Source organism: Spartinivicinus marinus, assembly GCF_026309355.1.
GTDB classification, from domain to species: Bacteria; Pseudomonadota; Gammaproteobacteria; order Pseudomonadales; family Zooshikellaceae; genus Spartinivicinus; species Spartinivicinus marinus.
Map to the genome: position 1 here is coordinate 43,349 of NZ_JAPJZK010000003.1, position 20,877 is coordinate 64,225.

24 protein-coding genes are annotated in these 20,877 nt (G+C 39.7%); 6 read left to right on the forward strand and 18 right to left on the reverse strand.

Features of this window, described 5'->3' with window-relative positions; translation table 11 throughout:
• Positions 1-144 precede the first annotated feature (144 nt).
• Positions 145-738 carry a tyrosine-type recombinase/integrase gene (locus OQE68_RS29345; RefSeq protein ID WP_266195985.1) on the reverse strand — a complete coding sequence of 198 codons (594 nt, stop codon included), beginning with the start codon at positions 736-738 and terminating at the stop codon, positions 145-147.
• A gap of 390 nt (positions 739-1,128) precedes the next feature.
• On the opposite strand from OQE68_RS29345, the gene OQE68_RS29350 reads away from it, so the two are divergent.
• A complete protein-coding gene (locus OQE68_RS29350; RefSeq protein ID WP_180571591.1) occupies positions 1,129-1,578 on the forward strand; it encodes a tail fiber domain-containing protein in 450 nt (149 codons plus the stop codon).
• Positions 1,579-1,932: 354 nt separating this feature from the next.
• Positions 1,933-2,160 (forward strand): WGR domain-containing protein, encoded by a 228-nt coding sequence (locus OQE68_RS29355; protein ID WP_180571590.1) that lies wholly within the window; start codon positions 1,933-1,935, stop codon positions 2,158-2,160.
• A 6-nt stretch (positions 2,161-2,166) separates the two neighbouring features.
• Here the strand turns inward: OQE68_RS29355 and OQE68_RS29360 are convergent, their stop codons facing one another.
• The 6 genes from OQE68_RS29360 to OQE68_RS29385 all read right to left on the reverse strand — a co-directional run bounded on the left by OQE68_RS29360 (position 2,167) and on the right by OQE68_RS29385 (position 4,790).
• A complete protein-coding gene (locus OQE68_RS29360) occupies positions 2,167-2,541 on the reverse strand; it encodes a hypothetical protein (protein ID WP_180571589.1) in 375 nt (124 codons plus the stop codon).
• Between the two features lie 54 nt (positions 2,542-2,595).
• A complete protein-coding gene (locus tag OQE68_RS29365; protein ID WP_266195988.1) occupies positions 2,596-2,862 on the reverse strand; it encodes an imm11 family protein in 267 nt (88 codons plus the stop codon).
• A 96-nt stretch (positions 2,863-2,958) separates the two neighbouring features.
• Positions 2,959-3,153: a hypothetical protein gene (locus OQE68_RS29370; RefSeq protein WP_266195989.1), complete on the reverse strand. Its 195-nt coding sequence runs from the start codon at positions 3,151-3,153 to the stop codon at positions 2,959-2,961.
• An 11-nt stretch (positions 3,154-3,164) separates the two neighbouring features.
• Complete coding sequence (locus OQE68_RS29375) at positions 3,165-3,734, reverse strand: hypothetical protein (RefSeq protein WP_266195990.1); 570 nt, start codon at positions 3,732-3,734, stop codon at positions 3,165-3,167.
• Between the two features lie 86 nt (positions 3,735-3,820).
• Positions 3,821-4,174: a hypothetical protein gene (locus tag OQE68_RS29380; RefSeq protein ID WP_180571263.1), complete on the reverse strand. Its 354-nt coding sequence runs from the start codon at positions 4,172-4,174 to the stop codon at positions 3,821-3,823.
• The gene (locus OQE68_RS29385; RefSeq protein WP_180571264.1) at positions 4,164-4,790 is read right to left on the reverse strand and encodes a hypothetical protein; all 627 of its coding nucleotides are present in this window, start codon (positions 4,788-4,790) and stop codon (positions 4,164-4,166) included. The genes OQE68_RS29380 and OQE68_RS29385 overlap by 11 nt, the downstream gene beginning before the upstream one ends.
• Positions 4,791-5,182: 392 nt before the next feature.
• Between OQE68_RS29385 and OQE68_RS29390 the strand changes: the two genes are divergently transcribed.
• Both OQE68_RS29390 and OQE68_RS29395 read left to right on the forward strand, forming a co-directional pair.
• Positions 5,183-5,866: a hypothetical protein gene (locus OQE68_RS29390; RefSeq protein WP_180571265.1), complete on the forward strand. Its 684-nt coding sequence runs from the start codon at positions 5,183-5,185 to the stop codon at positions 5,864-5,866.
• A gap of 441 nt (positions 5,867-6,307) precedes the next feature.
• Positions 6,308-6,634 carry a helix-turn-helix domain-containing protein gene (locus OQE68_RS29395; protein WP_180571266.1) on the forward strand — a complete coding sequence of 109 codons (327 nt, stop codon included), beginning with the start codon at positions 6,308-6,310 and terminating at the stop codon, positions 6,632-6,634.
• Between the two features lie 217 nt (positions 6,635-6,851).
• Here OQE68_RS29395 and OQE68_RS29400 read toward each other — a convergent pair whose 3' ends face one another.
• The 11 genes from OQE68_RS29400 to OQE68_RS31095 all read right to left on the reverse strand — a co-directional run bounded on the left by OQE68_RS29400 (position 6,852) and on the right by OQE68_RS31095 (position 19,099).
• Positions 6,852-7,898, reverse strand: coding sequence for a hypothetical protein (locus OQE68_RS29400; protein ID WP_180571267.1), 1,047 nt, complete (start codon positions 7,896-7,898; stop codon positions 6,852-6,854).
• Between the two features lie 6 nt (positions 7,899-7,904).
• Positions 7,905-11,450, reverse strand: coding sequence for a hypothetical protein (locus OQE68_RS29405; RefSeq protein ID WP_180571268.1), 3,546 nt, complete (start codon positions 11,448-11,450; stop codon positions 7,905-7,907).
• Between the two features lie 17 nt (positions 11,451-11,467).
• Positions 11,468-12,352 carry a DUF4123 domain-containing protein gene (locus OQE68_RS29410; protein ID WP_180571269.1) on the reverse strand — a complete coding sequence of 295 codons (885 nt, stop codon included), beginning with the start codon at positions 12,350-12,352 and terminating at the stop codon, positions 11,468-11,470.
• Complete coding sequence (locus tag OQE68_RS29415) at positions 12,349-14,472, reverse strand: type VI secretion system Vgr family protein (RefSeq protein ID WP_180571270.1); 2,124 nt, start codon at positions 14,470-14,472, stop codon at positions 12,349-12,351. Before OQE68_RS29415 ends, OQE68_RS29410 begins: the two co-directional genes overlap by 4 nt.
• Positions 14,473-14,648: 176 nt before the next feature.
• Positions 14,649-14,942 carry a hypothetical protein gene (locus tag OQE68_RS29420; protein ID WP_180571271.1) on the reverse strand — a complete coding sequence of 98 codons (294 nt, stop codon included), beginning with the start codon at positions 14,940-14,942 and terminating at the stop codon, positions 14,649-14,651.
• Positions 14,943-14,963: 21 nt separating this feature from the next.
• Entirely contained in the window at positions 14,964-15,329 is a 366-nt protein-coding gene (locus OQE68_RS29425) for a hypothetical protein (RefSeq protein ID WP_180571272.1), read from the reverse strand.
• Positions 15,330-15,539: 210 nt separating this feature from the next.
• On the reverse strand, positions 15,540-15,740 hold the full coding sequence (locus OQE68_RS29430) for a hypothetical protein (RefSeq protein WP_180571273.1): 201 nt from the start codon (positions 15,738-15,740) through the stop codon (positions 15,540-15,542).
• Between the two features lie 100 nt (positions 15,741-15,840).
• Positions 15,841-16,977 (reverse strand): hypothetical protein, encoded by a 1,137-nt coding sequence (locus tag OQE68_RS29435; protein WP_180571274.1) that lies wholly within the window; start codon positions 16,975-16,977, stop codon positions 15,841-15,843.
• Between the two features lie 108 nt (positions 16,978-17,085).
• Positions 17,086-17,790: an SOS response-associated peptidase family protein gene (locus OQE68_RS29440; RefSeq protein WP_180571275.1), complete on the reverse strand. Its 705-nt coding sequence runs from the start codon at positions 17,788-17,790 to the stop codon at positions 17,086-17,088.
• Between the two features lie 47 nt (positions 17,791-17,837).
• Positions 17,838-18,896 (reverse strand): DinB/UmuC family translesion DNA polymerase, encoded by a 1,059-nt coding sequence (locus OQE68_RS29445; protein ID WP_353618588.1) that lies wholly within the window; start codon positions 18,894-18,896, stop codon positions 17,838-17,840.
• The gene (locus tag OQE68_RS31095; protein ID WP_353618589.1) at positions 18,848-19,099 is read right to left on the reverse strand and encodes a Y-family DNA polymerase; all 252 of its coding nucleotides are present in this window, start codon (positions 19,097-19,099) and stop codon (positions 18,848-18,850) included. The genes OQE68_RS29445 and OQE68_RS31095 overlap by 49 nt, the downstream gene beginning before the upstream one ends.
• A gap of 168 nt (positions 19,100-19,267) precedes the next feature.
• On the opposite strand from OQE68_RS31095, the gene OQE68_RS29450 reads away from it, so the two are divergent.
• Complete coding sequence (locus tag OQE68_RS29450; protein WP_180571276.1) at positions 19,268-19,996, forward strand: hypothetical protein; 729 nt, start codon at positions 19,268-19,270, stop codon at positions 19,994-19,996.
• A 135-nt stretch (positions 19,997-20,131) separates the two neighbouring features.
• Positions 20,132-20,632 (forward strand): hypothetical protein, encoded by a 501-nt coding sequence (locus tag OQE68_RS29455; RefSeq protein ID WP_219340214.1) that lies wholly within the window; start codon positions 20,132-20,134, stop codon positions 20,630-20,632.
• Positions 20,633-20,877: the final 245 nt, after the last annotated feature.

Genomic DNA, 20,877 nt, shown 5'->3' on the forward strand with positions numbered 1-20,877 from the left:
TCTCTACTCAAGCACAATCATCGTTTTTATATCCAATAGGGGCGCTGTCTTTCTTGGTAGGAATAGTACTTTCTGTTTTTATGCTGTCTTATGTATATTTTTTAAAGGGCATAATTGATTTTTTCAAAAACAGGAAAAAATAGTTTAAATTTCATACAAATACAGCTCGTGAATCTCTTTCTCTTCAATGCCCAAGTAGTCTAGCGTCTGCTTCTGGGTCGCATGGCCGAAGGCTTCCATTAACACCGGCACCGGGGCGTTATTGCCTTTACGCTGCCAGTAGCCCCACGTTTTGCGTAGGGTGTGGCTGCCGTAGTTGCCCTTAAGCCCAACGTTCTTACACCACTCTTTAACCATGCGGTTAACGTAGGGTACGGTGATAGGTCCGCGCTGGCCTTGGAACAGCAAGTCATCTGGCGCATAGTCTCGGCTAGCGAGTAGTTGTTGTATAGCGCCGGTGGCAGCTTGGTTAAGTACCACCTTGCGATATTTATTATTTTTTTTCTGCTTTACATCTAAATAGGAACCGTGTTCGATCATGTGCACTTGCTCAGCACGAATGGATAATAATTCATTGGCACGAAATGCCGTATTAATTCCAAGAATAAAAATACAATTCTCTCGTGGTGTATCTTCGAGTAATTTTTTTATTCGAGTAATGGCGCGTTTGTCGCGGATGGGTTCGACTTTGATTTCTGACCCTGGGCGGGGGTAGTTCGTATTTTGACCTTTTTGCACTATATAGTCACTCGTCGTATTTTCATCAAAAGTTGATGTAAGTTCACCAGTTTTTCGTTTGTGTGCAAGGTCAAAAGTCGTCCAAATGGGCTGTAGGCTTTGTGGTGTATTGCCTGTAGCGATTTTGCAACTCGTTAACTTTTACCTAATAGTTAACGAGTTTTGAGGTGGGTGAGATTTAGCCAAAAAGCAGCTGCGTTACATGTAATACCTATCAGCTCATGCACTCACAAAGGCGCCAAAAATTTCAATTAACCATTTTTAAATAATTAATACATGTACTGTCGTACTTTTAATAAATTAACAACACTCAATAAGTACTGACTTATATCAATTTAAATAATTTATGTTAAATTGATAATTAAATTAAATTATGACTGGATGATTGGTATGAAAAAGGTTGTTAGTTGTTTTCTCATTTCCCTATCCTTACTCAACGTTAACGCTTATTCTTCAGACTCTGATGATGAAACAGGTCAAACGGGAGTAGAATGCAAAACTTTTGATTCGTTAGGTGGATGCGCACTAAGCGACAGGAGGATCAAAACAGACCTAGTTGCTTTGCAAGAACCGTTAAAAAAGCTAGCAAAAATAGAAGCGTATCAATATAAAATACCATACATTGATTACAACACTTTAACCTTGAATTTAAAGGATGAAATTGGTGTTGTGGCTCAAGATGTCAAAGCCGTTTATCCTTTGGCTGTCTATCGAGATCAAGAAAAAGCGTTGCTAGGCGTTAATTATTCCAGGCTAGTAGTACCGCTGGTTGCTGCAGTTAATGAATTAAACAAAAAAGTAGAAAGGCTAGAAAAACAGTTAGAAGAGCAAAAAAAATAGCTATAGGTATTTATTCTTAAAGCGAAATAATCATGAAATGTCTAGTTGCTCCTTTACTTGCAGTCACATTAGGCTTGTCTCTAGCTGAATATATGGCTTGTTTTTCCAGCTGCTACGATGAGCCAGTCAAGTTTCATTTTTTGGAAGACATTTTTGACTAATCGCTTTTCTTTACTTTAAAAAAATAAACCCCGACTGGCAGGTGCGGGGTAAAAATTTGACGTACACCCTTAGCTTACCGAGCTTTCCTTGCTCTGTATATATTTCAACCTGTTTAATGTAGCGCGATACCTTGATTGACCTCTAAGCCCCGCCCTGCTTTACTTTCAGCTGGTAATTAAACAGGTAATCAGGATGATTCAACTCAAGTACAGTGATGAAAAATCACACAAATTCTATACATTGCTGATACAGCAAGACCTGTTCGGAAAGTGGTCGCTACTTCGGCAGTGGGGCAAGATCGGTACTAAAGGCCAGGTGCAAATTGATACATTTGATAGTTATGAAGAGGCCCGCGCCGTTCAGGAAAAACTAGTTAAGGAGAAGCGGCGCAAGGGGTATATGGGACCTGTGGCCATCTAAGATAAGCTACTCATAATCCAAAGGCCTAACCTTTGCGTCTATTCCACGATAACGAAGCATAGCAATAAGATTCCCATCGAAGTTTAAATCATCAGCATCAAACTCATCATAATCAAAGCTATCCTGACTTGTCATAACTAAAATATGGTAAGTATTTAAAGTATTTAAAGGAGGATCATCAGCAGAAAGATAGATACTAAAGCCTAAACAGAAGGAGACATACACATCAGCACCCTCCCAATCCTCAGACTTATCAAGAACAAACTCAGGAATTTTCAACGCACTAGAAACCAGCTTCAAAACTTCATCAATTCCAGAGTCAGACTCAATAGTTGCATCACCACTCATCATATATATTTTAAGCTCAGTATTAGTTGACAATAATTTTTTTCCTTTTCTAACTGTCGGTTGATTGGAGTTCGGACTTTATATGGGTTACAGAGAGTAGTCTTCAGGCTTATAAAATACAATCCCTGTAAATTTATGCTTTTCTAACTTTTTCTTAATTTTATCACTAACTATAACAATTGGTAGAAACTTGGCAAGTCTGAATATTTCCAAGCTATCTTTGTTATCAAAGTACTGAAAAATAAGCTTATCTATGAATTTGATACTTCCATCATCGCGCATAACTAGTTCAGACTTATCATAGTCCAAGCAGTTTATCCTGCCAACAATATTAGCTAATTTATAGTTAGCCATTTTCTTCTTTACTGTCTTTATTTATTAGTCTGGTTTGATAATATTGGATGTTATTGACTTCCAAGTCATCTAACACAGACTTTACTCTATTGTGGATTAGTAGGCCATTGCAGCCAGGCGCAAAAAGTTATCTGTAAAAATTTCATTTGGTTGCATATCATAAAAAATATCAATCATTGGAAGTGTTGCAGCACAAAACAATCCTTCCTCAAAATTCAAGTCATATTGCTCAATAAGTGGGGGGCATCCATCTATTTCAAGATTATCTTCACTTGTATATTCCGTTGCCATTATCCAGTACATTAAGAGCTAAACTCTTCAGGCTTACAAAAAACTAATCCTGTAAACCCTTTAGCTTCAAAAGCTTGCTTTATTCTGTCACTTGTAACTATAAGAGGTAAATACTCAGCTAGTCGGAATATTTCTGGTAGTTTACTCTCATCTAGCTCTTTAAAGACCATTTTTTCAATAAACATAATTCTTCCTGAACTAGTAGTTTCAAATACGCATTTATCTATATCAAGACAGTTAAAAGCACCAACAATGTTGGCTATTTTATAGCCTGAATTTTCCTCTTTAGTCGTTGTTTCAATAAGTCTTAAATCAAAGTATTGTATGTTGTTAATTTTTAAGGAATGCAATTCTTGAATAACTTTATTATTTAAAACCAGCCCATTACAGCCAAAAGCAGCAAGGCTATCAGTAAATATGTCGCCAGGCTCTTTTGCATAACTTAATGATATTTCAGGGTATGTGCTAGTGATTTTTTCACCTTCTTCAAAGCTAAGGTCGTACGCTTCAATATAGGGAGGTGTACTATAAATAATAATCTCATCATCATCTTGAGGCTCCGTTGCCATTATCCAGTACATTAAAACACCCATTACTCTTTAGAACTTGACGAGGAACCTTTATGTGAGAGGCTATGGGGGAAATTCCCGCAGTCTATTCACCCAAACTAGTCTTCAAACCTAGCTTTTACATTCAAGCCATGATGGCTAAGAATCGAAACAAGGTTATTATCAAACTTTATCTGAATAGTATTTTGATCCAAGTCGACAACCTCACCATCAGTAACCAAAGATAAATGAAAGGAGTTCAATGGAGAATCGTCGGCAGATAATAAAAAGTCAAAACCAAAACAGGACGAAGCATAGACTTCATCACCTTCCCAATCGCCAGAATCATCAAGGATAAAGGGGGGCATATTCAAAATAGTAGAAATTAACTTTGCTAAACTAACGACATCTAAATCCGAATCAATAGTTACATCAGCATTAACCCAATAGATATCTTTTTTATTAACTAACAATGATCAACCCTCCTTTTCTAACTGGTTTATGAGCATCTTCGTGACGGTAAACAACTATACTAAAGCCTTTTTTTCCCTTTTCCATATACCTAAGAGCAGGCTTAAGTCTCAAAGTTTTTCTTACTAATAATTCTAATTCTTTAGAATCAGGGTGATTTTTTCCCCATCTCTTACCTTTGTAAGGCCTAATATCCTTAGCAATTTCACTAATCAAAAAACCATCTATATCATACCTTTTACCACACTCACCGCGTATATCTGGCTCCATCCCTTTATGAATTTTCTTAGGATTTCCTACCTTTCCTGTGGCAACACTTCCCGAATATCCTAACTGTGAATCTTGCGATATACTTTTAACGTCCTCGGTATGCTCCAGTAAAGACTCTTTCACAGCACTTCGAACCTGACTAAGTGTAGGTGTCTTTTTCTTCCATATGGCATTACATTTTGGGCAGCGTCGCTCTTTTTCCTTATTTTCATCAACCTTTTGTTTATTCTCTCCTTCATTGAAAGACTTATTTTCTTCAATATGCTTAATTTGGTTTTTCTGCTGGTATTTTCTAGTTCCACCCCATTGGTGAGCAGATAGTTTTTTTATTTTTTCTGCTATTTCCATTAATGAGGGTTGGCCGGGAAACGTGCCAAATCCGCCAAAATATCATCTAAGTAATTGTTTTTATTGATGGTCTCGTCCTGAAAGGCTGTTTTCTGTACTGTATTACGTAACATCCAATATTACGTAATTTTGGATTCGAAATAAGGCAAGCAACAGTCATATGCTAACCCTCGATAATTACTGTTATCGTAGGTTATACAGCCAATATCACCCGTTAATACCTGTACTTTTATTACACTATGGGGTGCTTTAATGTGGTTAAGCAAAGTAGGTTGTTGGAAGCCCATTACATACCAGCAGCACTGACTCAAAATTAAGCTACTGTCTTATAAAGGCTACCAAGTAAGTGTTATCTGTCGTTTATTGAAAAGCGAGCAATATCATAAAGTTAAGTGCACTTTTGGCGGATTTGGCACGTTTCCCGGCCAACCCTCTTTATGACAGACAGTAATGGTCTTCGACTTGTTACAGGCATATCTGAAGACCGTTGCTATGCCCGGGCTCGTCTTCTCGGTGACTTTCTCGCAAGAATTCAGGGGGTTGATGTCATAGGGTATCTTCGCGCTCGTTCACGCCCTGGAAGTGGATGGTCGTATCATGTGGCTACAGTCATCAGAGACTCAGCAGGTCATTTGATGATCGCCGATTCACTAGGTGGCTTCGGTACCGTAGAAGAATGGGCTGGGCTCTATGGCGATACAGCGGGACGGCATTTCCAATTTGTGTCCAGACAATTTGAAGCAGGGTGTCTGGCATCAGAAATTCACAACACATTAGAGGAAGTCATTTCTGCCATGCGTTTTCATAACCCAGTAAACGATATGGATGTCAGCTCCAATAGTCAGTCATTGAATGACCTACATAATATAGTCAGGATGAGAAATGCGCTTAGAGATGGTCAGGATCTTCCAGATCCCAACTGTTCTTATACCGGAGATGTTGATCACTTAAGGTCTCAGCTCCAGATTATTGCTCCAGATGCCCTAAATTTCTTTGATACTTTCCTATTAAACACTGTTACTGTTGGACATGCTATGGAGCTTAACTGTTCAAACTGGAGGGCAAGCAGCAGTTAATAAATAGTCTCCTCAATTTTTGAGAGTAGGCGTACAATGTAAAATAGCCCCTTCAATTGCAAGTTGAACGGGGCAAAACCTAAAGGATATGGATAGTTAATTTCGGTGGTTGTGTCGCAAACTTTTTTCAGATTCAAAAGTGCCTGCTTTCAAGACACACTTAACCTGCTAATGCACAGAATTTTTCAAATATTGTCTTATGTTTAGGGGGCCAGGGTGAGTAGAAGTACCCAACCAGCTCTATTTAGCATTATCCTAAGCATATCACGCTTAAGAGTATGGGTAGACTCCCTACTCTTTTATGTTGAACAACCATAAGTACTGTTTTCTGATAGCGGAACTTCTGAGGTGTATAACAATGCTGTCCACGCCTTTATTAATTGCATTTGTTAACTAAATCAGCCAGTATACAACAGTTGTTAACTTTGGAAGTCATGATAAATGTCAGAAGTAAAAGCAGCATCATTGATAAATGCATTGCAAGTTTTCCGAGAAATTGACTCAAGCCTGACTATTAACCAGTTAATTGTACTATTAACACTAAGTAAGGAAGGCCCATTAAGATCAGTTGACCTAAAGCAAAAGCTCAATATCTCTCATCATGAGTATGCGGATATCGTTGAGCCACTTTATAATGGGCACACTATCCGAAAGCAATCTAATGCCAACTTTATTGAATCTGGACCTTATGCAGATGATCCACGTCAACGTGTGGTTTTTGTCAATGATGATGGAAAGAAGGTTGTAGAAACTGCTTTAGAAGGATAGCAGATATACTGTTTTATCCTCTGCACGAATCCTAGCCACTCCTGAGCTGAGGTTTAGAGAACTTTTATGATGTTCCATATCCTCGGCATATTGTTAATATTTACCTAGAATATGGAACATTTCAGTTGGGGCTAATAGGCCTCTTTACTATTAATGCTGAAGAGTGATGTAGCTATAGTTTTTCCAGTTCCTTTTTCCCAGGCACATTTTTAGAACCTTACCCTTTCCATTTCATCGAGCACCAACGACTTCTGGCAATTTGGTCTTCTTCTTCTCGGCCAGGTACTTTGCCAGCCATATAGTCTTTTAGACCTTGCCAATAAAAACTGGTAATGGCCTTTCGTAACTCAGGTTCGTGATTTTTAAACCAGTCATCATGGCTTAAGTTAGCCCAATAGTCGTCTGGTCGGCCTCGTTTACCTGCTTTGTCATATTCAGCTGTTACTGGGTCTAAAGCTCTGAAAGGTTCCAACTGTGGGATATCAGGTAACGGCAGAGAAATATCCATAAAACGTTGTAAGGTATCCCAGTCAGCCAACCGGAAACGGCCATCCAATACTCCTTCTAAACCAATGGGCACATTAAAGGAAATGGGTTGGTAACGGTGGACTAAGGTAAGCTGATAGCGGGGCAGGCCATTAATATCCGGCATGTTGATTAAAGTTGCATCAAACTCAGTAAAAGGCGCCTCGAAATACTGTTTACCAGTGACATGCTTGCGAACCATACCAGTTTTTCTAAAAAGTCCACACCCTCGATCAACTACAAAAAATTGTTCTATTTTTTCTAAAAATATAGGCATTACATAATGAGATATTAAGTGAATAAGTAGCAAACAAAATAGTATAGTTATAATGAAGTCACTGATTCTATCTTTAGTTATGTATGTTTCTACACCAACCAAAAAAACTACTATAAGCGTAATACCAATAACAAATCTTGACCCAAATACAGCTGTCAGAAACGCTAATCCTTCAAGTAGCCAGTGACTATTATCTATTTTTAAACATTCATGATTCCAACTAACTTTCTTAGCGAAAGATTCAGGATTTTTTCGCTCTGGGTCATTGGCTATTTCGAAGCCACTATCAATAATTTGGGCGCTATCGATATTAGCATAGTTTCCCCAGGGTAAGCGTAAGGCCATTTTTGTATGCATATCTTGCATTTTATACAATATGCCATTTTTTTTACTATAGGGTCTTTGCCGAGGGATTCGATGACCACGGTAAGCTGTTTCAGAATAATACGAATTATTTAGCATAATTTATTAAAAAACTTCCCGATCATAATCAAGCACTATTTGTTGTTTATTATCAAATGGTAGGGTAACGGAATGTACTTCGTATTTTTTTAATTTACGGTTATACACCTGTAAGTTGCACTTTAATTCTCCACCATGTACTACCAATGCGAGTTGTTCAACAGTTATACTGGTAGTACTGATAGTTGGTTGTTGCATTTTTGTGGTACCGTTTTGCCCTAATCGTGGTGAATAGTAAAATACATAACAGCGAAGTGTTTGTTGGCTATAGGCAAACCCCAAATATTGTGGCTTTGCTGTCGCTCTTTGTACTTCTCTTGGATTCGAGTGGTAATCAATGGATGATTTAGTCCAGACCTCACTGACATCTAGGCTAAACTGGGGTTTATCAACCGCCATATCAAAGGCTGGAGTGGTAAGTTCCAATATTATATTTGGTGAGTTTTTACCTGTTAGCTTTTTAATTTGATTTAAAATATCTGCAGGCACATCAGTTTCAAAAAAGTGTTTTACCAGTAATATCTTAACGGGCATGACAGATTCAAGCAGGCTTTTATAAGCCTTTATTTCATGGAAAAGGACTGGATCCTGTAAATTACGTTCACTCCCAAAAGGGCCGTTTCTAAGCCATTTTGTTAAAGAGTCGTCTTCAGTTTGACTGGCTATTACTTGAGACACAATAGCTAACCCCAAGCCAGCAACTACTATCCCAACTGACAGAGGAGTTGAAGCCACAACACTTATCCCAAGTACCTTGGATGCAGCAGGCACTACAATATATCTTGCGATCACGTTAGGGTGGGATACGATAAACAAGCCACTTGCAACTCCAATTTGGGCATACCCCGAGTCATAATCACCCTCTTTAATACTATCAACAGCATCCCATATCACCGTTGCAATGGTAACCTGTGCAGCAAACCAGCCAAACAAAGATAAATTACTAATACCACCCGCTTGGGGACCAAACCATCGAGTCCTGAACCCTTTAATTACCTTTGATTGATAGTTAGCATAATATGAATATCGAGAGTGTTTTAAGTTATCCAACTTTGTTAGTAATGCTAAACTTGTTACCATTAAATCAAGGCCAGCACTAATTTTCCCCAACTCTTGTCGATTAACTTTATCTCCATAATTTTTGTGGAGCTCTTCAGATAAGTTCCAAAAATCAAAGGCTACTAAAATTGAAGGCAAAGCCCTGGCATCATTTAATAAATAATCCGAAATACGCGCCATACGTTGCTTATTACTCAGTCGCGTCAACTCTTTAGGGTTTTTATGCGCTAATTTTAAAAGTTCATTGTTCGATGAGCGTTGGGGATTTTTAACAGAGCCAGCATAACGAGCTTCATCAGAGGCAGCCAATAGTTGGTTCTCATGAATAACTTCCAGCTGATGGTGAGTATTACTTATACGTGGCAAATTATAATTAGACTGTTCTTCTAGTATATCGACCACAACAAAGTAAGTATTTTTATTATTTTTAAGACGCAATTTAACTTCAGTCACAAAAGGGATTACATGCTTAACAAAGTCTTCAAAAGGAGTGAATAGGTGTTTAGTTGATATCAGACCCGTATTTTTTAACTGTCCTTGGATATATTGCAACCACACCATGGTTATCCCTGATATTATAGGGTCTAATGTATTAGACAGGCGTCGTGCATTAGTCATACCCGAGGCTTCTTCCTGGCCTTTTAAATAGAGTTGGATGGATTTATATGCTTCAAGCTCAATAATGTGAGAGTCGTGTATTTCTCCCGGTTGCATTTCAGCAAGCATTTTTAAGTCTGCTAACCGGCATTGGCCACTGCCGTCATTAGTATCACTGGGGCTATAGGGAAGCATCATTTTCCCTAGCGGATGTTCACCTGAAACAATTTGATCCACAATAGCTGGCTTCTGCCATTTAACTGCCGGTAAATCTTTTGCTAATACACGGGAGTCTACCAACATCAAGTTGGTATACAAACTGTCGACTATTCCTGCTGCATGGATATAGCCACAGATGTAATTGGCACCCTCAAGTGTAAATAAATCACGCAATGTTTCGGTTAAATTGCCATTAGACTGATCTTCAAGCAGGGCTAGTAGCTCTTCTTGCAAAATAGCAACATTTTCTCTTGCCATCTTGCGCTCTTCTTCTTTGATCGTGCGGTATAGCCGTCCACTATCTGATAAGTCGAGCGCTGTATCAAACCAGCCTCCACTATAAAGTGGGTTTGGTGAGCCATCCTGTAGTGCTTGGTTGAGTAAATTCAAATAAACAATATCAGCACAGGGTGCATAAGGGTGATAGCGAATGACTTCATTAAGTGTTTGCAGGAGCATGATGCTATCCTGTAACTGTTTTCTTGCATGGCGCGCTATTCCTAAAGGATCTGACAACACCAAGCAGAACCACTGTTTGTCCCGATAAGGTTTTAAAATATCCCCTGAAGCGGATAAAGACATTTCCCAGTTAGCCAGTTCGGGTTTTATTGGGGTAGTTCTGGCATGATTCCACTTTTCATGCAGGGTATTAAGTCGTAAATCGGGGTGTAAGAAATCAAGCCGACTGTCTTTGGTTAAGGCTTGATAAGGTTCATCACTTTCAGCATCAATGGCATTACGTTCTGTTCGCGCTTTTTGCAATAGCTGGTTAAAGTAGTCTCCACTGACATCATGAATGACTTTCCAGGGCTCGGATACAGCTAACTCAATAGCAAAACTCCGGCTACGGCATTCTGGTAATTCTTTGATAGGCCGTGCATTACTGCCTGATACAACAGGTGAAACACCCGTTAGTAAATCCATCAGAGACTTAAGCGATTGGCAACGTTTGTCGACTCGACTAGCAGATGCTTCTAGCCACTGAATATAGGGCCAGCTCCACTGATTTTCAGAAAAAGCTATTGCATATCCCGCTGTACGCAGGCTAACACCATTTTGTAATTTAAAGGGGACATGTAAGTTTTTTAGTGAAATACCCGTTGCTTGACGTAGATCAGCTGGCTGACCACCTGTGGCTTTTTGTCGATATTCCTTTACATTGACATCTTTAAATTCAGGCGCTTTGTCTTTTTTCTCATCAATTAGTACTTCACGCCATAACTTTCCTTGTTTAAAAATATAAATATAACCACTGCGCACTGGACCAATGTGTTGTTTTTGACGATCCATATACAGCATGGGTAGCAACAATGCCATGACATTATGTTGTAGTGGTTTAGTATACGGCGTTGGTTGTACTTCTCCCTCGTCTAGTAAGGGTAAATAAATAGGACTGACTGTTTCTGTCGGTATTTTAATAGCCAGCTGATGTTTACTGGTATCACCTGGAGCAGGCACGTCAGTTTCATAAACGTCACTTTGAGGTATAGTCATCCCTGCTGACTGTTGCTCAGGCAAGCGTTCTAGCTTAGAAAGAGTGACTACTTCTTGCTCGCCTTGGATGATCGCATATTGATGTTGTGGAGTATCTTCTATACCCAATGTTTGTACATAAAGCTTTTTTTGACTGCATGGGTGACTGATAACGCACTGGTCTATCCGTTTAATACCACTCATAACGACTTCATCCCTACCTATAAGGCAACTGCTGCTTGTTTCAGTTGATTTATTGTCTGCTCAACAAGCTTAACCAGCTCTAATTCACTATGACCATGATGTTTAGCCAGACTAGCGAAAAATAGCTCCAACTGTGTTGGTTTAAGGCTGTAGCAGGCTTTTAGTGCTGCCATCAAATGGACTGGCGTACAAAGTCCTTTTTGGTCAAATTGATTAATAAAGCTGTCTACAATTTGGTATTGAAAGTCGGGAGCCAGTGCTTTTAAAAGGGGCGTTTGTTGATGGCTTGCCAACTGATCATCGATAAATACCCAACGCATAGCTTGTGAAAAAGCAGCCAACTGATTGTCACTCAATTCAAAAGAAGGCATTTGTTCCGTTAAATTGAGTAATGGCTTATGGTCAATAGACTCCCAATGATGCAGCTGCCCTGCTTGTAAACAAGGCCAATACCAGCTGACTGTCGGTCCTAGCAAGCAATCGACTTGTTGTGGTGTTAGGGTGGGTACTAAAAACTTCAAGCAGTGTGGTTCATAATAACGGAAATAACAGGAGCCCATGTGGCTTGCTTTAACGCTGATTAATTGCTGTAAATGATGTATTAAACGGTGGCTATCAACTTCACTGGTGATAATAATAAAAGCGATTTTTCCAACTAATTCTTGGGTTAGATGAAAAAAATAAGGGTCATCTTGATTGGTTTTTACCAATACCGGGCTAATCTCTTGCAATGAATGATATTCTGTTCCCTGATATAGCTTGAGGTATTCAGGTTGCTCAGCATAATCAAATAACGTATCAATAATCGTTTGACTGCCTGTAACTGCGCCATCCACTAATACAGAAGTTTGTTCCGCAGGTAGCTTTGATATGAGCTGATTATTTTCAATGGTATTAATCATGCTTGACTCCTTTCACAGGGGCAGTCTGCCCGTGGGCATGAGCCATTAGGTTGTTTCTGGCACTGCTGAACTAATGGGGTTTTACTTTGAGCAGCCAGTTTTAAACTATCTAACTGCCAACCAAGTGGAACAGGTGCTTTGGCTGCTTGTGGTGGAATAGGTTCAAATGGTTGTCCAGGTTGATTTTTATCAGATTCTGCGGCCTGAGAAGGCTCTTTAACACTCACCCCACTACCCGAACCAGCGCTACCACCTTCGTTAATTTTAAGGGTTGCGCCTTGAAAGGCGACACCTGATGGGTCTAGTTTGGCAAAGCTACCACCGCCTTTTAAGGTGAGTTCCACCCCTGCATCAATGACGACTTTATCACCGGCTTTTATATGAATTTCATTACCGGCCTGGATCATGTACTGACGGCCGGTTTTGCCGTGTAAACTGTCGCCTATTGTTGTATGACTATCCCGGTCGATACTGATGTATTGGTTGCCATCAATTTGTTGGTGGTGGTTGCCTTTAGTGTGCTCATAGCTATTGTTGCCCACCACTAAATGACGTTCGTTGCCGATGGTTTCCCGTTTGTCGTTTTTAATCCGAACTTCCAGGTCTTTTTCGGCATGAATAAAAACTTGTTCACTGCCTTTTTTATCCTCAAAACGAATTTCGTTAAAGCCTTCACCACCAGGTGTACTGTTGGTTTTAAAGGTGGTGCGAGTTTTATGATCCGGTAATTTATAAGGTGGCTTATCCCGACCATTATATAAACAGCCCATCACAATCGGTTGGTCAGGGTCGCCGTTAATAAATTTCACTAACACTTCAGTGCCGATCCGAGGGACTTGTAAATCCCCCCATTGTTTACCCGCCCAGTTTTGTTTGACCCGTACCCAACAGGAGCTGTTTTCATTGTATTGTCCATCCCGGTCCCAGTGGAATTGAACTTTGATTCTGCCGTATTTATCGCAGTAGATTTCTTCCCCTTTGGGACCAGTCACAAACGCTGTTTGGCTACCCCGAATTTTGGGTTTAGGGGCTAACGGTAGGGTTTTAAACTGATGATCTCGTGGAGTAGCAATGATGCGGTTGCTGTAGCTGCTGCCTCTACCGGTGTCGTGTTCTTCCAGTACCTGGGTTTGAATACCATCATGAATTACCCCAGTAAGTAACCAATAGTGTTCATAACGGCTGTCATCGTAGTTTTGTAATTGGAAAAAGTGTCCGGCTGATATATGAGGGCTGTTACTGAAACCATCCCCGGTTAATTTAACGGACTTGTAGGCTTTAATGAGGTTTGCAGCTTTTTGTTTACCGGCGGTTGGGTTTTGATACGACACATTATGTTGATAAACCTCCAAGCCGTTTAACCCAGATTTATCATCACTGGCAGATTCTTTAACTTCCAAGTTCTGGCGTGGGTGCTCGAAATTGTAATCACGAAACACGACAGTATTGGGTTGGGCTTCTGCTGTTACATAAAACTGTCTGATAAAGTAATGGGTGGTTTCCATACCGGCCTGGTATTTATATTCCAGCTCTGGGGTAACGGGGACAGGCTTAAAACTGTAGTGGCTATCACTGATCACCATGACACAGTTATTGTTAGTTTGCTTAATAAAGTAGTGCAGGCCATCTTCAGCCATCAGCCGATGAATAAAGTCTAAATCGGACTCTTGATATTGAGTGCAATACACGCGGGTGGGTAATACGCCAGTAATTTGAAACGTAAAGTCGTCGGTGGTTAGACCTGCATTCAGCAACACTTGCCGGATAATGGCATCAGCGGTGAGATTTTGGAAAATCTTTAAATTAACCCGGTAGTGCAGCAAGGACACTTTAGGTGTCAGTTCAAATCGATAACGACAGAAGCGACCTATAGGATCACTGATCTGGTTGGCGTGAATAATACCGTTGATGTATCGAGGCTCGTCAGGATCATGAATCACTAATTGCGAGGGTTGCTGCAAAATCACATCAAGATCCAGGTCAAAATTTTCACAAACCGTATCAATTGTAAACACATAAGGGCGGGAAATGCCTTCTTGTCCATCAAACCGAACCACCCGAAGTGTATCCTCAACCCCTTTGATACTAAAGGTAAACCGGCTACTACTACCTACATCCATGATTACACCTTCAATGGTCAACTTTGAAACAGAAGCTGTACATTAAAAGGGGAGGGTTAAAAGCGCAAGGGCAGAAATAGTAAACCCTTAGCAGAATGGCTTTAAGGTAACTGATTGATTAATGTCTAGTGCTACGATTTGCTTTAATAGTGAGGCTAGTCATATTAATTAAGTGATCAATATTTGTTATTAGTTGAGGATGTTTGCTTGGCTTTATATTGCTTGACCATTTCATTTGAGACATCTGAAGGGTAACAGTAGGGGGAATAACCTCCCGCTCTACTCCATGCACTACGTTTTCCACAGCGACTTCCATTACTGGCTCGATTATAAGGACAAGGGCAATTCCCAGGGTATGATTGAATAGATTGTTGAATTATTTGTGATTTAATTTGTTGATCACTTAGCGTATCAGCAGCAGTATAGTTGCTCATTGAAACTAAGAGAAAATAAAAGAGTGTCCTTTTCATTAGCGTCCCTAACTAAATAACTTAATTGTTTTGATAAATCGATTTAAATGTATTTTTAGCATTTATTTTGTGGTTAACACACTCAACCATATGACTGTCAGACTTCCAGTTGTCACAGCCATCTGGTTCAGTATACCACGCATAAAAGGCCTCATTAAAAGCATGCTCTTCCTGAGCTTTCTTATAGTCATGTTCTGCTTGTCGTTGTTTTGCCTGTAGGTTTGATCTTTGTTGTTCAAGTACTTGTTTTGAATATTCTTGACTTTTGGTTATAAAGTGTTCTGCTGATTTCTCGATCATTTTCAAACGTATATAGTAACTAAGACTACCAATCAAAACCGTAGCTAGAATACCTAGAAAAAAATTCCTTAATACTTTAGTAATCATTGCTTCCGTGTGCCTACTCAGTAACTAATAAAACGAACAACTTTTTCTATTATAATAGAATGAACTTAAATTTCTATTTATTTTGTGCGTATTGAGGTCAACAGTAGCTGTTTTTTCGCAAGAAAACAGGTTGATCCTTAATCAAAAATTAACCTGTTTTTAGAGAATCTATCATGAATATGTTGTGGTGAAACTAGAGTGATATAAGAACTAACGATTACCTTGGCTCGACTGAATAATTGCATCGATAATAGGTTCCAATTGTTGTTCTGTTAACTTCATTTGCTCGGTAACAAGATCATAGTATTTGGAACCAAAACCACTATAATGCTCTCGCATTTTTTTAGTATCGATTGCTTTTGCATCTTCTAAGGCACTTAATGCTCGATTAAAACTTTGTTGCATAGCCATATTTACTACGCTTAAAATTTGTTGCTTTAGCTCAATATTATTCATAGGATTGTTAGTACTTCATCTTTGTATAGTCGATCGATTTTTGATCATTGAAGTTTTATTTAGAGGACTGTATCAATTCAGGTAACCCATTTTTAAACCAGTCTTCATCAGCGCTCAGCACAATTTCTAAATCAGGTATATCACTCATAAACTTGTCAATTACTGCGGAAAATAGCTCCATTTTTCCTTTTTTCTCAAGATGGGGTTTGTCTTTTTGTAGGAAACTAGGATGAACCTGTATTTTAGGTTCCTTTTTAATAAAAATATTCACTACCTTTGATTTGAGCTTTTCAATGAAATTTTCTTCATCATGAACATGCTTTACTATTGTTTGCAATACTTCTTCAGGATCAAAGCTTGAATCTTGGAGCAATAGGTGGCGGATCTCCTTTATATATTCTTCTCTGGTACGACTATGCTCAAAATAGTGGATTCCAGCCACCTGACAAAACTCATAGAACCCACCAGGATGTGAGTGAACCTGCCAGCCTGTCCATAGTTTACTTAGTAAGTCTGTTCTATCAGGCAGTTCTTCATATTCTTCCCAAATATGAATTGTCTTGCAGGTTGTGTCTATAAATAACTGTGAGACAGGAAAATCATCGTCCCCCTCTCGAATGATACTTCTAGGAAGTATCTCTGATAGCTGATCCAACAAGCCTGGCCCTATTGATAAAACACCTTGAGCAGAGTCTTTTGAGGTTGTGATCAAGTCTTTCTCTGAGCGAATTAAAACTAAACACTCATGCCACTCACCATCAAAAGTATCAGCTTCAGGTTGTGTCAGGTCATCACTGTCTTCATCTGTATTACTATTTGAGGTGACGCTTTCTGGAGAAATTGAGGATAGCTGAATAACATCTATAATTCCTTTTTTTGCCCATTTAATACGCCACTCAGCCCAGGAGATAGACATCATTGATAAAAAGACATTGCGCAATGATTTATCATAATAAAGATCCTCACCACCAAATAGTATCAGCTCTCGGCTATCAGGCTTAATGCAAATTGCTCCTTCACACCATACATCATCAAGCAACTTTTCTTCCCCTGACTCTAACGTTGCTAAATAGCTAAGACTGGCATCAAAACCCCAGAAGAAGTCCTCTGGCAACGATTTTGCTCCCCAATGATGATAAAATATGGATGTTTTATTTTCTTCAACAAGAAAATAGTTAGCTCTATGGCCCATGCAGACTACTCAAAGCATTAATAAGTTGAGGGTTCTTTTATCGAGTTGTGGTAAGGGAATTTTTTCAAACCTTACCTACACCATAGGCTTATTAAATCAATTATTCGACTACCCGTCAGCTTTAATACTAAACTGGTCACCATTAGGTGTGGGATGACCAGTCCTTTCTATTGGCTGGGCCTGTAATGACTCATGCAACCTTGGCTGTAGAAGTGATTCAAAATACTGTGGGTCTTGTATTGTTGGGTTTAACCAATCATGTGCTATTTCAGGCTGGTCGAGAGGTAACATTAACGGCAGTGAGTTTTTATGAATACTCTTAAGTTTTGGGTGTCCTGGCAAAGTGATGATTGAAGCTGAATAGCAGTGTTCACCTGTCTTAGAGTGTGTCCATTCACGGTATAGCCCCCCGAACGCAATCATACCGCTAGCAGATTTGAGTAAATGATAATAGCGTTTGTCCTGTGGTCCATCACCTTCAACAAAGTGAGTAGCTGGGATTATACAGCGACTTTGCTTAAATGCTTTTTTAGTGACAGGGCTTGTAATTAGCCTGCTAGATTTTGAGTTGAATGTTGCATATTTTGCATTTGCTTTAAAGTGGGTTTCAGCCTCTTCTAACAATAACCACCAAATGGCTTCGTTTACTTTATAACCGTCCTGGTGAGTAATAATGGATACAGTGTTGGTAGGTACGAATGCTTCTTTATACCGTAGGTTTATCGATGCTGGGTTGTTAATATCCTGTAAATTCAGTCGCTTTGTAAACTTGCCCCAGTTAAAACTATCTGCCAACCCAAATTGCCCGCACATTATTTATTTCACTCCTTCCTTGGTCATATAGTGAAGTATAACGGCTGTTATAATCTGGCTTTAGGTAGATCAGACCAGCTGGTAAGGTAGTCTGGAGACAAGTGATGTCTGGCCATCTGCCAGCCTCGTTGGGTACCATTACTCGCGAGAAATAAGGCTTTTGGAAAACGACGGTTGATCTGATCAATTGTTTTCATCAAGTGTTGTGATTTTTGTGTATCAATCTCAGGAGTGAAAAGGTCTGCTTGATTAAAGCTAGACACACTGATATCAGAGAGCATAACTCCAGCCTTCGCGTAAGCAAACCCTGGTTGATAAATTGCTTCTAGCCCCATTTTAGCCGCTTTGACCAGAACCCGGGTATCACTCGTAGGGTGGGGTAAGGGCAGGGAAGCACCGCAACTGTATTGTGGAGTATCAGCAAAAGGGCTGGTCCGAATAAACACGTTGATTAACTGGGCTCTGGATTGTTGTTGCCTGAGTTTTTCCGCCGCTCGGGTCATATAACAACTGATAGATTCGGCTAACTCTTCCAACTTGTGTACCCGTTTGGAAAATGATCGACTACACACAATTTGTTGCTTTGCTGGAGGGTGCTCTTCTAACGCGATACAAGACTCGCCGTTTAATTCTCTGGCTGTACGTTCTAACATCACGCCGAAATGCTGTCGAAGTAGCTTTTCAGGATAGTTTGCCAGGTCATGGGCTGTATTAATCCCCATTGCTCGTAGCTTTTGATTTAAGCGTCGACCAACCCCCCAGACTTCATCAACTGGCATACACTGTAGTAAGCGGGTTTGAACCTTTTTTGAGCAGACATCAATCACACCACCTGTCTTTGGATACTGCTTAGCCGCATGATTGGCTAACTTTGCTAGGGTTTTAGTTGGAGCAATTCCAACACACGCGGGTATACCACAGTATTGGGCAATGGCTTGTTTCACCTTAAACCCATAGCCTTTTAAGGACGCCTCACAAGCCATATCTGTTAGGTCAAGGAATGCTTCATCAATGGAATAAACCTCAACCGTAGGGCATAGCTGCTCAAGGACAGCCATTACCCGATTGGAGATATTGGCATATGACGCATAGTTTGATGAGAACACCGTATGCCATGACGTTTGATCAAACCTTGCAGTTTAAACACAGGCTCACCCATCTTGATCCCTAGGGCTTTGGCTTCTGGGGATCGAGCGACGCAACACCCATCATTATTACTGAGCACTACCACGGGTTTGCCTGCCAGATCTGGCCTGAAAAGCCGCTCGCAGCTTACATAAAAGCAGTTCATATCCGTGAGCGCATACATGCTAATTCAACAACCGACAAAATACTGTATATATAAACAGTATACAGGTATCTAATTGGTGTCAAATCTAGTTGATATTGATCGCGCAGTGATCAGTCTGATTTACTCATTGGGTCAACATGTATATTATTCACCCTCTTAAAATCTGCTTATTATGGTTGAAGACAATTGACTGAAGTAAATAAACCCCTGCCTTTAAAAGAAATTTTTTTAAAAGGATTAAAAACTCCCTTTCAGAATATAACGGCTTTATTGCGGTTAGGGATTCCATTTATTTTTTTAATGATTTTAATGGATTATTTGATCCCTCACCCTCCGGAAATTAGTTTTATACTGTATTTTTTTATTTATATAGTTTACTACCTGGCATTTGTGTTGAGTACCATTGGCTGTCATCGAGTTTTCCTGCTCAGCGATGAGGCGATTAAATCAACGCCCGTTTTAAGATGGACCAAAAGAGAAACCAGGTTCTTATTAATATTTTTTGGGTTTTCAGTGATATATAGCGCTGCGGCGGCAATTAGCTACAATTTATTTACGTTGTTACCGGAAAATCATTTATCGTTCAGCTCCATAATGGCTATCTTGATGCTACCGGCTACTTATTGTATTTCTAGATGGAGCCTGATTCTGCCTGCAACGGCGACAGACCAGCAAAAGTCGTTGCGATGGGCATGGAGTATATCATCTAACCATCAATTACGGTTATTTGTGTTAATTGGTTTGCTGCCGATTTTGACAAGTCAAATAATAAGCTATCTACCATTTCTACCTTATTATTTGAACTTTGTTTACGATCTTATTTGGCTAATCGTTGGGGTTATTGAGATTTGTATATTATCACTGGCTTATGAGTGGGTAGCTCAATGTAATGAAACAACTGCTGAATCCGGCTAATAGCAATTTTTTAGCTGATTTTAGCGAGCTTGAGTGTATGCCAATTAATCTCAACATGACTTCCAATGGAACATTAATCACTAAGTGACCGATATGAAAAAAACACCCACAATATTTAAAAGAAACCCTGATAACATGAGCGAAGTAATACAGGAAGCCCACCCTGAGTGCGACTGGGTTTTTGCTGGCGAAGGGGTTGCAACACGAAAATACGACGGCACCTGCTGTTTAATAGAAAGTGGCAAATTATATAAACGGCGAGAGGTCAAAAAAGGCAAACCCAAGCCCGATAATTTTGTACTAGCCGACTACGATGAGGTGACCGGTAAAACGGTTGGTTGGGTTCCTGTCGATTTCGCTGTAAATGAGAATAAATGGTATCAAGAGGCTTTTAAAGAAGGCATGCCTGACGGTACCTATGAGCTGTTGGGACCCAAAATACAGGGAAACCCTGAAGGCTTTGAACGTCATGTATTGTTCAAGCATTCTGATGCAGAACAGTATGCCGATGCCCCTCGCACCTTTAACGAGTTAAAAGCGTGGTTACAACATCAAAATATTGAAGGATTAGTCTTTCATCATCCTGATGGCAGAATGGCCAAAATTAAAAAGCGGGACTTTGGGCAAACCAGGTAAAAGCCAGGAGGCTCAGCACTCCCAGCAGATGCCTTGTCCCAGTTATGGCCTGGTGCAAGGTGTGTGAAAGGTATTATCAAACCAAGGATCAGACAATGAATCAAAGACCAATTATAACCTGTAAACACTTACAGGTAAGTTTCGCATAAACTATCTTATGTTAAATTATATGCTAAAGAGAGTTAATTAGAACTAGTGTTTATGAACTACTGAACATAGTGTGAATCATGGCCATACCTCTTGGG

Coding starts and splice junctions, on each gene's coding strand:
- OQE68_RS29375 (WP_266195990.1), bottom strand. CDS start 3,734: ATGTACTGGATAATGGCAACGGAGCCTCAAGATGATGATGAGATTATT.
- OQE68_RS29405 (WP_180571268.1), bottom strand. CDS start 11,450: ATGAGTGGTATTAAACGGATAGACCAGTGCGTTATCAGTCACCCATGC.
- OQE68_RS29425 (WP_180571272.1), bottom strand. CDS start 15,329: ATGATTACTAAAGTATTAAGGAATTTTTTTCTAGGTATTCTAGCTACG.
- OQE68_RS29385 (WP_180571264.1), bottom strand. CDS start 4,790: ATGGAAATAGCAGAAAAAATAAAAAAACTATCTGCTCACCAATGGGGT.
- OQE68_RS29400 (WP_180571267.1), bottom strand. CDS start 7,898: ATGCTAAATAATTCGTATTATTCTGAAACAGCTTACCGTGGTCATCGA.
- OQE68_RS29395 (WP_180571266.1), top strand. CDS start 6,308: ATGTCAGAAGTAAAAGCAGCATCATTGATAAATGCATTGCAAGTTTTC.
- OQE68_RS29435 (WP_180571274.1), bottom strand. CDS start 16,977: ATGGGCCATAGAGCTAACTATTTTCTTGTTGAAGAAAATAAAACATCC.
- OQE68_RS29370 (WP_266195989.1), bottom strand. CDS start 3,153: ATGGCAACGGAATATACAAGTGAAGATAATCTTGAAATAGATGGATGC.
- OQE68_RS29420 (WP_180571271.1), bottom strand. CDS start 14,942: ATGAAAAGGACACTCTTTTATTTTCTCTTAGTTTCAATGAGCAACTAT.
- OQE68_RS29365 (WP_266195988.1), bottom strand. CDS start 2,862: ATGGCTAACTATAAATTAGCTAATATTGTTGGCAGGATAAACTGCTTG.
- OQE68_RS29440 (WP_180571275.1), bottom strand. CDS start 17,790: ATGTGCGGGCAATTTGGGTTGGCAGATAGTTTTAACTGGGGCAAGTTT.
- OQE68_RS29355 (WP_180571590.1), top strand. CDS start 1,933: ATGATTCAACTCAAGTACAGTGATGAAAAATCACACAAATTCTATACA.
- OQE68_RS29455 (WP_219340214.1), top strand. CDS start 20,132: ATGAGCGAAGTAATACAGGAAGCCCACCCTGAGTGCGACTGGGTTTTT.
- OQE68_RS29410 (WP_180571269.1), bottom strand. CDS start 12,352: ATGATTAATACCATTGAAAATAATCAGCTCATATCAAAGCTACCTGCG.
- OQE68_RS29430 (WP_180571273.1), bottom strand. CDS start 15,740: ATGGCTATGCAACAAAGTTTTAATCGAGCATTAAGTGCCTTAGAAGAT.
- OQE68_RS29415 (WP_180571270.1), bottom strand. CDS start 14,472: ATGGATGTAGGTAGTAGTAGCCGGTTTACCTTTAGTATCAAAGGGGTT.
- OQE68_RS29350 (WP_180571591.1), top strand. CDS start 1,129: ATGAAAAAGGTTGTTAGTTGTTTTCTCATTTCCCTATCCTTACTCAAC.
- OQE68_RS31095 (WP_353618589.1), bottom strand. CDS start 19,099: ATGTATGCGCTCACGGATATGAACTGCTTTTATGTAAGCTGCGAGCGG.